This window comes from Alistipes megaguti (assembly GCF_944320325.1).
Classification (GTDB): domain Bacteria; phylum Bacteroidota; class Bacteroidia; order Bacteroidales; family Rikenellaceae; genus Alistipes; species Alistipes megaguti.
Genome location: NZ_CALUHA010000031.1, coordinates 1 through 15,201 on the forward strand (window position 1 = coordinate 1; position 15,201 = coordinate 15,201).

The 15,201-nt window shown below is 59.5% G+C and carries 13 protein-coding genes and 1 pseudogene; 10 read left to right on the forward strand and 4 right to left on the reverse strand.

The genetic code is table 11. The annotated features are described in order from the left end of the window. From PUQ42_RS08280 to atpD, 3 genes are all read right to left on the reverse strand, one after another. Positions 1-945: F0F1 ATP synthase subunit A (locus PUQ42_RS08280; protein ID WP_273372933.1), on the reverse strand; the 945-nt coding region annotated here is incomplete at its 3' end. Further along, on the reverse strand, positions 945-1,220 hold the full coding sequence (locus PUQ42_RS08285) for a hypothetical protein (protein ID WP_273372902.1): 276 nt from the start codon (positions 1,218-1,220) through the stop codon (positions 945-947). The genes PUQ42_RS08280 and PUQ42_RS08285, both read right to left, overlap by 1 nt. A 23-nt stretch (positions 1,221-1,243) precedes the next feature. Beyond that, the gene (gene atpD, locus PUQ42_RS08290) at positions 1,244-2,764 is read right to left on the reverse strand and encodes a F0F1 ATP synthase subunit beta (RefSeq protein ID WP_273372904.1); all 1,521 of its coding nucleotides are present in this window, start codon (positions 2,762-2,764) and stop codon (positions 1,244-1,246) included. A 649-nt stretch (positions 2,765-3,413) separates the two neighbouring features. On the opposite strand from atpD, the gene glpA reads away from it, so the two are divergent. From glpA to PUQ42_RS08335, 9 genes and pseudogenes are all read left to right on the forward strand, one after another. Continuing rightward, the gene (gene glpA, locus PUQ42_RS08295; protein WP_273372905.1) at positions 3,414-5,033 is read left to right on the forward strand and encodes an anaerobic glycerol-3-phosphate dehydrogenase subunit A; all 1,620 of its coding nucleotides are present in this window, start codon (positions 3,414-3,416) and stop codon (positions 5,031-5,033) included. Beyond that, positions 5,030-6,286: a glycerol-3-phosphate dehydrogenase subunit GlpB gene (glpB, locus tag PUQ42_RS08300; RefSeq protein WP_273372906.1), complete on the forward strand. Its 1,257-nt coding sequence runs from the start codon at positions 5,030-5,032 to the stop codon at positions 6,284-6,286. Before glpA ends, glpB begins: the two co-directional genes overlap by 4 nt. Positions 6,287-6,311: 25 nt before the next feature. Next, a complete protein-coding gene (glpC, locus tag PUQ42_RS08305; RefSeq protein WP_273372908.1) occupies positions 6,312-7,535 on the forward strand; it encodes an anaerobic glycerol-3-phosphate dehydrogenase subunit GlpC in 1,224 nt (407 codons plus the stop codon). A gap of 111 nt (positions 7,536-7,646) precedes the next feature. Continuing rightward, positions 7,647-9,140 (forward strand): glycerol kinase GlpK, encoded by a 1,494-nt coding sequence (glpK, locus tag PUQ42_RS08310; protein ID WP_122120814.1) that lies wholly within the window; start codon positions 7,647-7,649, stop codon positions 9,138-9,140. 197 nt (positions 9,141-9,337) lie between these two features. Beyond that, a complete protein-coding gene (locus tag PUQ42_RS08315; protein ID WP_197714864.1) occupies positions 9,338-10,075 on the forward strand; it encodes an MIP/aquaporin family protein in 738 nt (245 codons plus the stop codon). Between the two features lie 19 nt (positions 10,076-10,094). Beyond that, on the forward strand, positions 10,095-10,844 hold the full coding sequence (locus tag PUQ42_RS08320) for a hypothetical protein (RefSeq protein ID WP_273372911.1): 750 nt from the start codon (positions 10,095-10,097) through the stop codon (positions 10,842-10,844). 38 nt (positions 10,845-10,882) lie between these two features. Next, the gene (locus PUQ42_RS08325) at positions 10,883-11,656 is read left to right on the forward strand and encodes a DeoR/GlpR family DNA-binding transcription regulator (RefSeq protein ID WP_273372913.1); all 774 of its coding nucleotides are present in this window, start codon (positions 10,883-10,885) and stop codon (positions 11,654-11,656) included. Positions 11,657-12,223: 567 nt separating this feature from the next. Continuing rightward, positions 12,224-12,910: an MIP family channel protein gene (locus tag PUQ42_RS08330; protein WP_087404721.1), complete on the forward strand. Its 687-nt coding sequence runs from the start codon at positions 12,224-12,226 to the stop codon at positions 12,908-12,910. A 245-nt stretch (positions 12,911-13,155) separates the two neighbouring features. Beyond that, positions 13,156-13,842, forward strand: a pseudogene (locus PUQ42_RS08335) (radical SAM protein); the annotation flags it as partial. A 167-nt stretch (positions 13,843-14,009) separates the two neighbouring features. On the opposite strand, the gene PUQ42_RS08340 reads toward PUQ42_RS08335, so the two are convergent. Further along, positions 14,010-14,564: an RNA polymerase sigma-70 factor gene (locus PUQ42_RS08340; protein WP_273372917.1), complete on the reverse strand. Its 555-nt coding sequence runs from the start codon at positions 14,562-14,564 to the stop codon at positions 14,010-14,012. A 188-nt stretch (positions 14,565-14,752) separates the two neighbouring features. Between PUQ42_RS08340 and PUQ42_RS08345 the strand changes: the two genes are divergently transcribed. Beyond that, complete coding sequence (locus tag PUQ42_RS08345) at positions 14,753-15,109, forward strand: BACON domain-containing protein (RefSeq protein WP_122120818.1); 357 nt, start codon at positions 14,753-14,755, stop codon at positions 15,107-15,109. Positions 15,110-15,201 lie beyond the last annotated feature (92 nt).

The window sequence follows — 15,201 nt, forward strand, 5'->3', positions numbered from 1 at the left end:
GATCGAGAAGAGGACCGAGACGAAGCCCATCGAACCGTTGATGGCGGCCCCCATGCCGGCCGTGGCGAAGATCACGCACGTCAGGCTGAGGATGACGGCGTGTCCGGCCAACATGTTGGCGAACAGACGGATCATCAGCGCGAAGGGCTTGGTGAAGATGCCCACCAGCTCGATCAGCGGCATGAGCGGGAAGGCCTTGAGCCAGACCGGAACGTCGGGCCAGAGAATGTCCTTCCAGTAGTGCTTCGTGCCGAAGATGTTCACGGCCAGGAACGTGGCCAGGGCCAGGATGAACGTCACGGCGATATTGCCCGAGACGTTCGCGCCGCCCGGGAAGAAGGGAATCAGCCCCATGAGGTTGTTCACGAAGATGAAGAAGAAGGCCGTGAGCAGATAGGGGGCGAATTTGCGGTAGTTGGGGCCGACGCAGGGCTTGATGACGCTGTCCATAATGCCCGAGACGAGCATCTCGAACAGGGCGACGAAGCCTTTCGGAGCCCGGTCCGTGGCCTTGTGGCGGCGGTACCAGCGGGCAGCACCGAGCACCAGGCAGAGCAGGATCGCGCTGTTGAGCAGCAGGGCCGCGGCGGTTTTGGTCAGCGAGAGGTCCAGCGGCCGCAGGTCCGAACCGTCCGCCTGGCGTTCGACGACCTTGCCGGCATGCTCGCCCTCCGAGGCGATGCGCAGCCCTTCGTACTCGGCGCCTTCGCGCAGCCGCGACGACGAGAAGCAGTGCCAGCCGCTTGAGGGGCTGTGGACGATCACCGGCAGCGGAATGCTCCACTCGCCGCCGGCGGTCGAGAGAACGTGCCATTCGTAACTGTCGCCGATGTGTCCCAGAACGATCGCCTTGATGTCGGGTTCCTGCTGTTGTTCTTCGGCACGGAGGGTCCCGGCCGGAATCAGCAGCGCGAGCAGCACGGCGATTCTTGCAAAAGCCTTCATCATGGTTTCACCTCCTCTTTATTGGTGACCGATTCGTCGGCCGGCTCGACGCAGGCCTCGATCCGATCTTCATAGACGCGTACGCATCCGTTCTTGATCGGAAGACGCACCTCCCCTGCTTCGCCTGCATAGACGATCTCTCCGTAGCCGAGTCCCGCGATGAGCGGAGCGTGTCCTCTGAGGACGGTGAATCGCCCCACCGTTCCCGGGAACGAGACCCGATCGGTCGTCGTGTTGCACAACGTGCCGCCGGGAGCTACAATGGTCAGGATCATAATGCGTTGTTTTTACCGGTGAATCAGTTCTGTTTGGTTTTGGCCAGGAGCGCTTCGCCCTTGCGGATGGCGTCGTCGATCGTACCGACATTGAGGAAGGCCTGCTCGGGCAGGTAGTCGACCTCGCCGTCGAGGATCATGCGGAAGCCGCGGATCGTCTCCTCGATCGGGACGATCTGCCCCGGAACACCCGTGAACTGTTCGGCCACGGAGAAGGGCTGCGAGAGGAAACGCTGGATACGGCGGGCGCGGTTGACCGTCTGCCGGTCCTCGTCCGAGAGTTCGTCCATGCCGAGGATGGCGATGATGTCCTGCAGCTCCTTGTTGCGCTGGAGGATCTGCTTGACGCGCTGGGCCGTGGTGTAGTGCTCCTCGCCGACGATATTGGCGTCGAGAATGCGCGAGGTGGACTCCAGCGGGTCGACGGCCGGATAAATACCCAGCTCGGCGATCTTGCGGCTGAGCACCGTCGTGGCATCGAGGTGCGAGAAGGTCGTGGCCGGGGCGGGGTCCGTCAGGTCGTCGGCCGGCACGTAGACGGCCTGTACCGAGGTGATCGAACCGTGCTTGGTCGAGGTGATACGCTCCTGCATGCGGCCCATTTCGGTGGCCAGCGTCGGCTGATAGCCCACGGCCGAAGTCATACGGCCCAGCAGGGCCGATACCTCCGATCCGGCCTGCGTGAAGCGGAAGATGTTGTCGATGAAGAAGAGGATATCCTTGGGCGCATCCTCCTCCTTGCTGTCGCGGAACGACTCGGCGGCGGTCAACCCCGACAGGGCCACCGACATACGGGCTCCGGGGGGTTCGTTCATCTGGCCGAAGACGAGTGTGGCCTGCGATTTGGCCACTTCGTTGTAGTCGACCTTCGAGAGGTCCCAGTGTCCCTCGTCCATGCTCTTGCGGAAGGCGTCGCCGTAGCGGATGACGCCCGAGGTGATCATCTCGCGCAGCAGGTCGTTGCCCTCACGCGTACGCTCGCCCACGCCGGCGAAGACCGAAAAGCCGTTGTGTTTCTTGGCGATGTTGTTGATCAGCTCCATGATGAGCACCGTCTTGCCCACGCCGGCGCCGCCGAACAGACCGATCTTGCCGCCCTTGACATAGGGTTCGAGCAGGTCGATGACCTTGATGCCGGTGGCCAGCACCTCCTGCGAGGTGGCCAGTTCGTCAAACTTCGGGGGTTCGCGGTGGATGGGCAGTGTGTGGGTCCGGTCGAGGGGCTTCATGCCGTCGATTTCGGAGCCGATGACGTTGAGCAGACGTCCCTTGATCTGGTTGCCCGTGGGGACCGAGATCGGGTGGCCCAGGGCGACGGCCTTCATGTGGCGGCGCAGTCCGTCGGTGGAGTCCATGGCAACGGCGCGCACGGTGTGCTCGCCGATGTGCTGCTGGACCTCGACGATGAGCGTGCGGCCGTCGTCGCGGTGGATCTCCATGGCGTCGTTGATGGCCGGGAGCCGGAAATCCGGTGAATCGGGCTGGAAAGTCACGTCCACCACCGGTCCGACGATCTGTGAAATGGATCCTTCTATCTGTGTCATATCTATGGTTTGGATTCTATTCCGTATAACGGGAAACACCGTTCGGTTCGTTTGTCAATTTTTCGTCGAAACTCTCCAAATGCGGCATTTCGCCTGGTTGTCCGGATTGGCCGCGAGGAGATTCTGTGAATCCGGGATCTGATGCGGGGCCGGATGCCATACATTTTTTATATATACCTTGCGGAAGGAGTCTTCGAACGGATTTCGGGATGGTCGTCCGTAAGGACGAACACATGGCCGATGTGGTCGCAGGCATCGATCCGATTTCACATTCCCGAGTCTTCGTCACGCTCGGTTTCGCGGGAGGGCGTAATCGCTGCAGATGAGAGTTCGGGGATGAAATTTGAGTGCAAAGATAATAATTTGGGTGAAATATGGATATACTTCGATGTAGTGAGTCGGTGCAAGACGGGCGGAAACGCTCCGGTCGGGTTTGCGGAAATCGCTTCTGCACCGTAATTTCGAATGGAATCCGGGTATTTCGCAAAATAAGTAAAATGCTTTTGTTTTATTTTGAATGTCTGAATTCAGCGGTTTATTGAAGAGTCGTTAAGTTATTTTCGAAATAAAATGAAATTAAATTATTTCGTTTTATTTTGTTTCCTTAGAAAAAAGTATTTATATTTGTCGTGACTTAATTCTTCGACCTATGGACAATACGTACGATGTCATCATCATCGGAGGCGGTGCCACCGGCGCGGGAATTGCCCGCGACTGTTCGTTGCGTGGAATCAAGGCCCTGCTGCTGGAGCGTTCCGATATCTCGACCGGCGCGACCGGGCGCAACCATGGCCTGTTGCACAGCGGCGCCCGATATGCCGTGACGGATCACGAATCGGCCGTGGAGTGTATCCGCGAAAACATGATCCTGCGAAAAATAGCGGCGCATTGCGTCGAACAGACCGACGGACTGTTTATTTCACTCCCCGAGGACGGGTTGGAATATCAGTCCGTTTTCGTGGATGCCTGCCGCCGGGCCGGGATCCGCGCCGAGGTCATCGACCCGAAGGAGGCGTTGCGCCTCGAACCTTCGGCCAATCCGGCGCTGATCGGAGCCGTTCGGGTGCCCGACGGTGCGGTGGACCCCTTCCGGCTCACCTCGTCGAACATCCTCGATGCCAAGGCTCACGGTGCCGAGATCCGTACCTATACCGAAGTCATGGAGCTGCTGCGCGAGCAGGACCGCATCATCGGCGTCGAGGCCTACGATCACCGGCGCCATTGTTCCGAGAAGTTCTACGCGCAGGTGGTGGTCAATGCGGGCGGCATCTGGGGCCACGGCATTGCCGCCAAGGTGGGCATTACGGTCAGCATGCTTCCGGCCAAGGGGGCGCTGCTGATCTTCGGCCACCGGGTGAACAAGCTGGTGCTGAACCGCTGCCGCAAGCCGGCCGACGCCGATATTCTGGTCCCTGGCGATACGATCTCGCTCATCGGAACCACCTCGAGCAAGGTCCCCTACGACCAGATCGACAACATGGTCATCACGCCCGACGAGGTCGACCTGCTGCTGCGCGAGGGTGAGAAGCTGGCTCCGGCATTGGCCACGACACGCATTCTGCGAGCCTATGCGGGCGTGCGGCCGCTGGTGGCCTCGGACGACGACCCGAGCGGACGCACCGTCAGCCGCGGCATCGTGCTGCTGGACCACGCCACGCGCGACGGCCTCGAGGGATTCATCACTATCACGGGCGGCAAGCTGATGACCTACCGCCTGATGGCCGAATGGGCCACGGATCTCATCTGCAAGAAGATCGGCAACGGCGAGAAGTGCCGCACGGCGGAGATTCCCCTGCCTGGCTCGACGGAGAGTCGCGAGGAGGTCGACCGCAAGATGCGCAACCGCCCCGTGGCACAGCGGCGTTCGTCGATTTCGCGCCACGGCGATCAGGCCGTGAAGATCGACAGCCGCACGTCGATCCAGAACAGCCTGGTGTGCGAATGCGAGGAGGTCTCGATCGGCGAGGTGGAGTACGCGCTGGAGAACCTTTCGGTGAACAACCTGATCGATCTGCGGCGTCGGACGCGTATCGGAATGGGAACCTGTCAGGGCGAGTTGTGCGCCTGCCGGGCGGCGGGTCTGATGGGGCGTCGCGACCCGATCTGTGCCCGCCGGGCGAAGGCCGATCTGGTTTCGTTCCTGAACGAGCGCTGGAAGGGCATGGAGCCCATTGCGTGGGGCGACACGCTGCGTGAAAGCGAATACATGACGTGGGTCTACGAGAGTGTTTGCGGATTGTCGGACGAAGAAAAAACAGCATCAAAATGAGATTCGATACGGTAATTATCGGTGGCGGACTGGCCGGCATGACGTGCGGCATCCGCCTGGCCGAAGCGGGACAGCATTGTGCGATCGTCTCGCAGGGACAGAGTGCCATTCACTTTTCGTCGGGGTCGTTCGACCTGTTGGGACACCTGCCCGACGGCACGGCGGTCAGCGATCCCGTGGCGGGCATCGCAACGCTGGCCCGACAGTGCCCGACGCACCCCTATGCCGTGATCGGCGCCGACTCCTGCGCCCGCCATGCCGGGGAGGCTCCGGAACTGCTGCGCCGGGCCGGCGTCCCGGTTGCGGGTGACAGCCGCCGCAACCACTTCCGGATTACGCCGCTCGGAAAGACGAAGGCCACGTGGCTGACCATCGACGGTTATCTGACCACGGAGGAGGCGGGTCGCCTCCCCTTCCGTCGCGTATGCATCGCCAACATCGAGGGTTTTCTGGATTTCTACCCGGAGTTCATCGCCGAGGAGTTCAATCGCCAGGACGTGGAGTGTCGTTTCGGCAACTTCAATCACCCCGATCTGGAGCAGATCCGGCGCAATCCGAGCGAGATGCGTTCGGCCAACATCGCCCGGGTGTTCGACCGCGAAGCCAATCTGGAGGCGCTTTCCGAATCGTTGCGCAAGTTGTCCGAGGGATGCGACGCCCTGATCGTCCCGGCCGTAATCGGATTGAACCGCAACGATTCGCTCGCCTATCTGCGGTCGCGGGTCGACACTCCGATCCACCTGCTTCCCACCCTTCCGCCGTCGATTCCGGGCATCCGGGCCCAGCAGGCGCTGCAGCACCGGTTCAGGGCGTTGGGCGGCGAGTATTTTCTGGGCGACAGCGTGCTGCGTGCCGAGACGGAGCAGGGCCGCGTGCGGCGGATCTTCACGGCCAACCACGGCAACATTCCCTTCGAGGCCGAATGCTTCGTGCTGGCGACGGGCAGCTTCTTCAGCAAGGGGCTGGTGGCGACGCCCGACCGGATTGTCGAACCGGTCTTCGGGGCCGATACGGTCTACGCCGGCGGCCGTTCGGAGTGGTATACGCTCCGCTTCTTCGACCGTCAGGCCTACCAGGCCTTCGGCGTCCGCACGGATGCCGGTCTGCGGGTCATGAAGAGTGGCTCGGCGCTCGAAAATCTCTACTGCGCCGGAGCCGGTCTTTCGGGCTTCCATCCCGTGCAGGAGGAGTGCGGCGCGGGTGTTTCGCTCCTTTCGGCCCTCCACGTGGCGGAGCGCATTCTGAAGAATTGACCATCCGATAAAAAGCTATACGACCATGAACATACAGCAGAACAGCGTCAGTGAGAACAATTTCGAACAGTGCATCAAGTGTACGGTCTGCACGGTGTACTGCCCCGTTGCGGCGGTGAATCCCGACTATCCGGGCCCGAAGCAGGCCGGACCCGACGGTGAACGGCTGCGTCTCAAGCGCCCCGACTTCTTCGACAATGCGCTGAAATATTGCATGAACTGCAAGCGTTGCGAAGTGGCCTGCCCCTCGAACGTGCGCATCGGTGACATCATCCAGGCGGCCCGCATCAAGTACGGCCCGCAGCACAACACCTCGCTTCGGAACTTCGTGCTGGCCAATACGGACCTCGTGGGCACGCTGGCCACCCCCTTTGCGCCGATCGTCAACGCCACGGTGAAGCTCAAGCCCGTGCGCGTGGTGATGGACAAGGTGATGGGCATCGACCACCGGCGCATCTTCCCGAGGTACGCCCACGGCACCTTCACGTCGTGGTACCGCAAACATGCCGCCGCCGAGCAGGAGGCCTTCCCGCACCAGGTGGCCTACTTCCACGGCTGCTACGTCAACTACAACAATCCGCAACTGGGCAAGGACCTGCTGCGGATCATGAATGCGCTGGGCTACGGCGTGCAGCTGCTCGACCGCGAGCAGTGCTGCGGCGTGGCGCTGATCTCGAACGGCCTCTACAAGCAGGCGCGGCGCCAGGCCGAGACCAACCTGCGGTCGATCCGCACGTCGGTCAAGGGGCGCAACATGGACGTCATCACCACCTCGTCGACCTGTACCTTCACGCTGCGCGACGAGTATCCCCACCTGCTCGAACTGGAGAATGCCGACGTGCGCGACCACATCGAGCTGGCCACACGCTACATCTACCGTCTGCTCCAGCGGGGCGACATGCAGCTGAAGTTCAAGGATACGACGCCGCTGCGGGTGGCCTACCACACGCCGTGCCACATGGAGAAGATGGGCTGGAGCTACTATTCGATCGAACTGCTGCGGATGATTCCCGGCGTCGAGGTGACGGTGCTCGACTCGCAGTGCTGCGGCATCGGCGGCACGTACGGCTTCAAGAAGGAGAACTACGCGGCTTCGCAGGCCATCGGGGCGCCGTTGTTCCGCCAGATCGAGGACTCGGGGGCCGACATCGTGGCCACGGACTGCGAGACCTGCAAGTGGCAGATCGAGATGTCGACCACCAAACCGTGCGAACATCCGCTCCATATTCTGGCTTCGCGGCTGGCCTGACACGAGGGATCCGGCTTGCGGCCCGGGGAGCGGATTCCGCCCTGTCGGCCGGGTCTTGCTGAGGGCCGCCTGTAAAATCGACCAATTAACCAAAACCAACCACAAACTACTATGAAACAGTACATTCTTGCACTTGATCAGGGGACGAGCAGTTCCCGCGCCATTGTTTTCGACGAGCGAGGCACGACTTGCGCTGTTGCTCAGCGCGAATTCCGTCAGATCTTCCCCAAATCGGGCTGGGTCGAGCACGATCCGCACGAGATCTGGTCTTCGCAGGCGTCGGTGATCGCCGAGGCCATTACGATGATGGACATCAACGGTCTGAACCTTGCCGGTATCGGCATCACGAACCAGCGCGAGACAACCATCGTGTGGGATTCGGACACCGAAGAACCGGTCTACAATGCCATCGTGTGGCAGGACCGCCGTACGTCGGATTACTGCGACGAACTGAAGAACCAGGGCCTTACGGATATGATCCGGCAGAAGACCGGTCTGATCATCGACGCCTACTTCAGCGCCACGAAGATCAAGTGGATCCTCGATAACGTTCCGGGGGCCCGCAAACGCGCCGAGATGGGCAAACTGATGTTCGGTACGGTGGATACGTGGCTGATCTGGCGTCTGACGCGCGGCGAGGTGCACGTGACGGACGTGAGCAACGCCTCGCGTACGATGCTCTTCAACATCCACACGCTGGATTGGGACCAGGAGCTGCTCGATCTGTTCAAGATTCCGCGTTCGATGATGCCCGAGGTGAAGTCCTCGAGCGAGGTATACGGCCATACCAAAACGACGATTTTCGCCCACAAGGTGCCCATTTCGGGCATTGCCGGCGACCAGCAGGCGGCCCTCTTCGGACAGATGTGCACCGAGCCGGGCATGGTGAAGAATACCTACGGCACGGGCTGCTTCCTGCTGATGAACAGCGGCGAGAAGCCGATTCTGTCGCAGAACAACCTGTTGACGACCGTGGCGTGGAAGATCGGCGACAAGGTAAACTACGCCCTCGAGGGAAGTATCTTCGTCGGCGGATCGGTCGTGCAGTGGCTGCGCGACGGACTGGGCGTGATCCACTCCTCGTCGGAGGTCGAGGAGCTGGCTTCGCGCGTGCCCGACACGAACGGAGTCTATTTCGTTCCGGCACTGACGGGCCTCGGCGCCCCGTGGTGGGACCAGTACGCCCGCGGAACGATCATCGGCATCAGCCGCGGCACGACGACGGCCCATATCGCCCGTGCGGCACTCGAGGGTATCGCCTTCCAGACGATGGACATCACGGCGGCCATGTCGCGCGATGCGGGCATTCCGCTCAAGGAGTTGAAGGTCGACGGCGGCGCCTCGCGCAACAACCTGCTCATGCAGTTCCAGGCCGACATTCTCGGTACGAAGGTCATCCGTCCGCAGATCGTCGAGACGACGGCCATGGGCGCCGCCTACCTGGCCGGACTGGCCGTGGGCTACTGGTCGAGCATCGACGAGATCCGCAAGCAGTGGCAGATCGACCGTGTCTTCGAGCCGGCGATGGAGGAGGAGAAGGTCACGGCGGCAAAGGCCGGCTGGGAGGATGCCGTCAAACGCACACTGAGCGACTATACCAAATGATGGCGTTGAGCTCCCGATCCGGAAGCGGTCGGGAGCCCAACCCTTTTGCCTCTTTCGGCGGCCCGATGTGGCATGGATCGGAACCGCTTGCCGATTCATCCGGATTTTCCGGGGGGCTTCTCCATCCCGAACCCCGAAATCCGGTTTCCGGGTTCTTTATTTCCAAAAATCCAAGAAAACCTAAAACCTGCTGACTTATGAACGACGTAATGTTGAAATGCCTGTTCGAGTTTATCGGTACGGCTATTCTGGTACTGTTCGGTGACGGTGTTGTCGCCTGCACGACGCTGAAGAAATCCAAGGGTGAGAATGCCGGCTGGGTGGTCATCACGCTGGCGTGGGGCCTGGCCGTCATGCTGGGTGTCTTCATTTCGGGCCCCTACTCGGGAGCGCATCTCAATCCGGCCGTGACGCTGGGTCTGGCCGCTGCCGGGACCTTCAGCTGGGCGCTGGTCGTCCCCTATATCGTGGCTCAGATGCTGGGCGGCTTCGTGGGTGCCGTGCTGGTCTACATTTTCTATAAGGACCACTACGATGCCACGTCGGACCCGGCGACCAAACTGGGTACCTTCTGCACGATTCCGGCTATCCGCAACTACGGCCGCAACCTCATCAGCGAAATCATCGGCACGTTCGTGCTGGTCTTCGTCATCCTGGCCCTTTCGATCGACGGCAACACCTCCGAAGTGGGCATGGGAGCACTGGGAGCCTTCCCCGTTGCGATGCTGATCGTGGCGCTGGGCATGTCGCTCGGCGGTACGACGGGTTACGCCATCAATCCGGCCCGCGACCTGGCGCCGCGTCTGGCGCATGCCATCCTGCCGATCAAGGGCAAGGGCACGAGCGACTGGGGCTACTCGTGGGTGCCTGTCGTGGGGCCGATCATCGGCGGATTCATTGCCGCGGCGCTCTATTGCGTGATCTACTGCTACTAACTTCAAAACGACTACTGCCATGAAGACCTTGAAACATCTTGCAGCGCTTTGCGCGGCGTTGCTGCTGACGACTGCGGCCTTCGGACAGACCGCCCGCATGCACTTGAGCGGAACCCTTCAGAACATGCATCTTTGGCGCGGCCAGCAGGTGGCCGACGGAGGTGTTCTGGCTGCGGACGTGAACGTTGGCCTGTTCAACGACCGGCTGAAGGTGGGCCTTTGGGGCGGCACCGACTTTACGGGTGACTACAAGGAGTTCGACTACTATGTCTCCTATTCGGTAGCGGGCTTTACGGTGGCCGTGTGGGACATCTTCAACTACTCGCCTGCCCTGCCCTTCAGCAAGGACATCTTCAACTACAACAAACACTCGACGGGACACTTCCTCGATCTGAGCGTGGCCTACGACTTCGACACGAAGTTCGAAGTGCCGCTGCGCCTCTACTGGGCGACGATCTTCGCCGGGCGCGATCTGAACCAGACCGGCCGGAACCGCTATTCGACCTACGTCAATGCGGAGTACAGCCTCTTCCGCGACGAGCATTGGATCGTGGATGTCGGGCTGGGCGGTACGTTTGCCTTCAACCGGGACGGAGCCGACGGCGGCGCGAATTTCTACGGCTACGACGGCATCGACCAGATTTCGCTGCGGACGACCTACAAGCTGAAACTGGGGCGCTTCGACATGCCAGTCTTTGCCCATGCGATGTGGAATCCCGATCAGCGGGCCGGATATCTGCAGGTGGGAGTCAATCTCTTCGCATTTTGATTATCTTTGCAGACGCATAACCCATCCAACTACGGAAAATGACACTTCGGGAGAGACATAAAACCATTCTGGACTTGCTTCGTGACTCGGGCAGTGTGGATGTCGGGTCGTTGAGCCAGCGGCTGAAGGTATCGGCCGTGACGATCCGCAAGGATCTGGATCAGCTCGAGGAGAAGAAACTCCTCTACCGCACCCACGGCGGGGCTATTCTGGCCGATCCGTACATTGCCACGCGCAAGGTCTCGGAGAAGGAGAAACTCCACCCCGAGGTCAAGCGCCGCATCGGCCAGCGGGCCGTCGAACTGCTCGCCGCGCAGGATGCGCTGATCATCGCCTCGGGGACGACCGTGCAGGCTTTTGCGCGCTGCATCCCGAACATGAAGATGACGGTGATCACCTCGGCGATGAACGTGGCCATGGAGTTGTTGGACAAACCCGATATCGAGATCATCCAGCTCGGGGGCATCATTCGCCATTCATCGGCTTCGGTCGTCAGCGAATATGCCGTGCGGATGCTTGAAAACTTCACGTGCAGCAAGTTGTTTCTGGGAGTTGACGGCATTGATCCGACCTACGGTCTGAGCACGACCCATCTGCAGGAGGCGTGTCTGAACCGGGCGATGATCCAGGCTGCGACGAAGACCGTCGTACTGGCCGATTCGTCGAAATTCGGTCGTCGGGGTTTCAGCAAGATCTGCGACATGGGTGACATCGATCTGGTGATTACCGATTCGCGGGTCTCGCCGAAGATGCTCGAGGCGATGAACGAGCAGGGGGTCAAGGTGGCGGTGGTCCCCTACCCCGAGGAGTAACCTTATGCGGCGCCGGGCAAGAGCCGTGCGGGCCTTGGCGAGGGTCACCCGGCCGGGGAGAATGCCCAGCGGACGGTTGATGAGCGTCCAGGAGGTCAGCGCGGCAGCCTGGAGGGTCTTCTCGATCGAAATAGCCCGTTCCCGGTTTTCTGCGCCCGGGCGTCCGAAGTTTTTCAGCAGAAAACCGCCGGTTTGACCCTCTTCGGAGATCCGTGCCAGCCGGTAATAACGACCCGGCTCGTCCTTCTGCAATTCGATCCGGATCCGTCAGAATGACCGGCCGTTCCGGGACCGTGGCGGCGGTTGCGGTATCCGGATTCCGCACGGCCTGTGCCGCCGACACTGCGGCTGTCGACAAGACGGCCGCAAGAAGCAGAAATCTTTGCATAAAGATCATGGTATTACGCTTTGTACAAAGCGAACGGTTTTGGGTGAAAGGTTGTTCACTTCGGCGTAAAACGTCCGGAACGGGAGTTCCAGAGGTCCGAATGATCGGCAAATACTTGTCTTTTCGGTAGAATTTGATTAACTTTACCAACAACCGAACAACCATAAAACCTCAAAAAGATGAAAAAGTACATTGCGGAAATGATCGGAACGATGGTTCTCGTTCTGATGGGTTGCGGCAGCGCGGCGTTTGCCGGGAGCGTGGCCGGGACCGTAGGTGCCGGAGTGGGCACGATCGGAGTGGCGCTGGCCTTTGGCCTCTCGGTGGTAGCCATGGCCTATACGATCGGCAACCTGTCGGGCTGCCATATCAATCCGGCCATTACGCTGGGTGTCTTTCTTTCGGGACGCATGAGCGGCAAGGATGCTGCATGGTACATGATCTTCCAGGTCATCGGGGCTATTCTCGGCTCGGCGGTACTCTATGTGCTTGTTTCGAGCGGAGCGAACGGCGGTCCGACCACAACCGGCGCGAACAGCTACGGCGAAGGAATGATGCTGCAGGCGTTTCTGGCGGAGATGATCTTCACGTTTATCTTCGTGCTGGTGGTTCTCGGCGCCACGGATGCCAAACACGGAGCGGGCAACTTTGCCGGACTGGCCATCGGTCTGACGCTGGTGCTGGTCCATATCGTCTGCATTCCGATCACCGGGACATCGGTCAACCCGGCACGTTCGATCGGCCCGGCTCTCTTCGAGGGTGGAGCGGCGCTTTCGCAGTTGTGGCTCTTCATCGTGGCCCCGTTTGTCGGTGCGGCTCTGAGTGCCGGGGTGTGGAAACTTATCTCGAACGGCAGGACGGCCTGACAGCAGCCGTTTCGCAAAACACACAACCCCGCTTTCGGTTTCGGAAGCGGGGTTGTTTTCGGATTCGGAGTTCTTGCGCCTCTCCGGGACGGTGATAGACGGAGTCTCTGTCTTTTCTGTTCCTGCATGCAGAGCAACAGCAACAGGAGTTTCAGAGCCTGATCATCCAGGTTTCCCTTCAACCGGCGTCTCAGCAGGTCGATCAGACGGGGCTTCTGTTTTTTGACCGTGATCTCGGCAATCTCCGTTTCGACGGCCAGCGCATCGTCATCGGCTCGGTGACCGACGGATACAACCCCTTCGAAGAGCATTTCCAGCGCACGCACCATCTGCTCGAGGAGCTGCGCGGCACGACGGCCGAGATCCTGATCTGCACAAAATCGGACCTTGTGCTGCGCGATCTGGATCTGCTGCGGGAGTTCCAGCGCGTGACGGTTTCGTGGTCGGTCAACACGCTGGACGAGGCCTTCCGCGCCGACATGGATCGTGCGGTGAGCATCGAGCGGCGGCTCGCAGCCATGCGGCAGATCTACGAGGCGGGCATCCGCACCGTCTGCTTCGTCTCGCCGATCTTCCCGGGCATCACCGATCCGAAGGCCATCATCGAACGGGTGCGGGAGTTTGCCGATCTCGTGTGGCTCGAGAATCTCAACCTGCGCGGGCAGTTCAAGGGGACCATCATGGACTACATCCGGGAGAAGCATCCCGAACTGGTGCCTTTATACGAGGAGATCTACAACCGCCGACGGACGGATTACTGGCAGGCGCTCGAGCGGAAGATGGCCGCCTATGCCGCCGCAAACGGCCTGCCGTATCGCGTGAACGATCTGCCGTACGGCCGCTCCGAAAAGGGGCATCCGGTTGTGGTCAACTACTTCTACCACGAAAAGATCCGACTCGGCAACCAACACTCGGATCGAAAGAATGCTTGAAGGGAAAACCCTTCAAAACACAAAAACGATGAAACAGATTGAAAGAATGCGGATGCCGGGGATTTCAATGCAATCGGGCTCTGCAAGTTGAGCGAACTGAACGAATTCGTGCTGGAGCTGAATCCGGTTAATCGGCACCATATCGTATTTCATCAGAAGTATCGTATCTATACGAAAAACATCAGCGACGACAGCACCTTGCGCAATTCTGCCAGCGCATTCGATATGTGATATTGGACCGTGCGCGGACTGATGTTCAATGTCTTGGCGATTTCATCGTAAGACATATTTTCATGTCGACTCATATAAAAGACCTTGCGTCTCTGCTCTGGCATGTTGCGCACGGCCAGGTCGATCATCTCCAGCAATTCATCCGTCGATACGGCATCCGAAAATCCGCCCTTCGCCTCTTCTTCGATTCTGGATCCCGTTGCTTTCAGATACTTATATTGCATCTGGCGCCGTTTCATCACGTTGAATATCGCATTACGTGTCATACGGAACAAGTACCCCTTAAATGAACAAACGTCTTCGAGATTCCTTCGATGATCCCATATACGAAGAAAAATGTCGTGTGTAATATCCTCCGCATCGGTCTGGTCTTTCAACAGACGAAGCGCAAAGTCCCGCACTTTCGATGCATATCGCAAGTAAAGGATATCCAACGCCCCGGAATCACCATTCTGCAATTTCCGAAGAATTATGTACTCTTCGCTGTTCATATTCGATATATGCAAATATATATTTTTTTACGAACACTCGGTGCCGCATCCCATATTTTTTCATTGCATTGTAATCCACATCAAAAAAATCTGAAAAAAATCACCAATCAGACTGGCGAACCGGTCTCATCGATTGTCTTTTTAATGAATCCGGACTCAAAAACTGTTTTTTTATTATTTTTGAACCTATGAAGAACCGATCTCTACTACTTTTTCTTGCTGCGATGACGGCGTGCCTTTGTATCGCATACGGGTGCAAGGACGATTCGGAAGATGCGCCCGACAGCGTTTACATGTACAGCACCTCCGGTACGGTGGATGCTGCGGCCGGGATGCAGTCCGTAACCCTATTCACCACCTGCGCCTGGCAGGCGACAGGCGACGACTGGATCACGATCGACCCCGCATCGGCCGATACCAAGGGAATCCATGCCGTACACCTCAGCTTCGGCCCCAACGAAACGGGAGTTTCCCGCGTCGGACACGTCGTATTCAAGGCCGGAAGTTATTCGGAAACCTACACCTTGACTCAAAGCGCCGAATAGCAATGCCGTAGGGGCGGCAGCAGACCCTCAAACTGGATACCGATGACGAACAGGAACCGAAAAATTATCGATTACGTATTCCGGCACAAGAA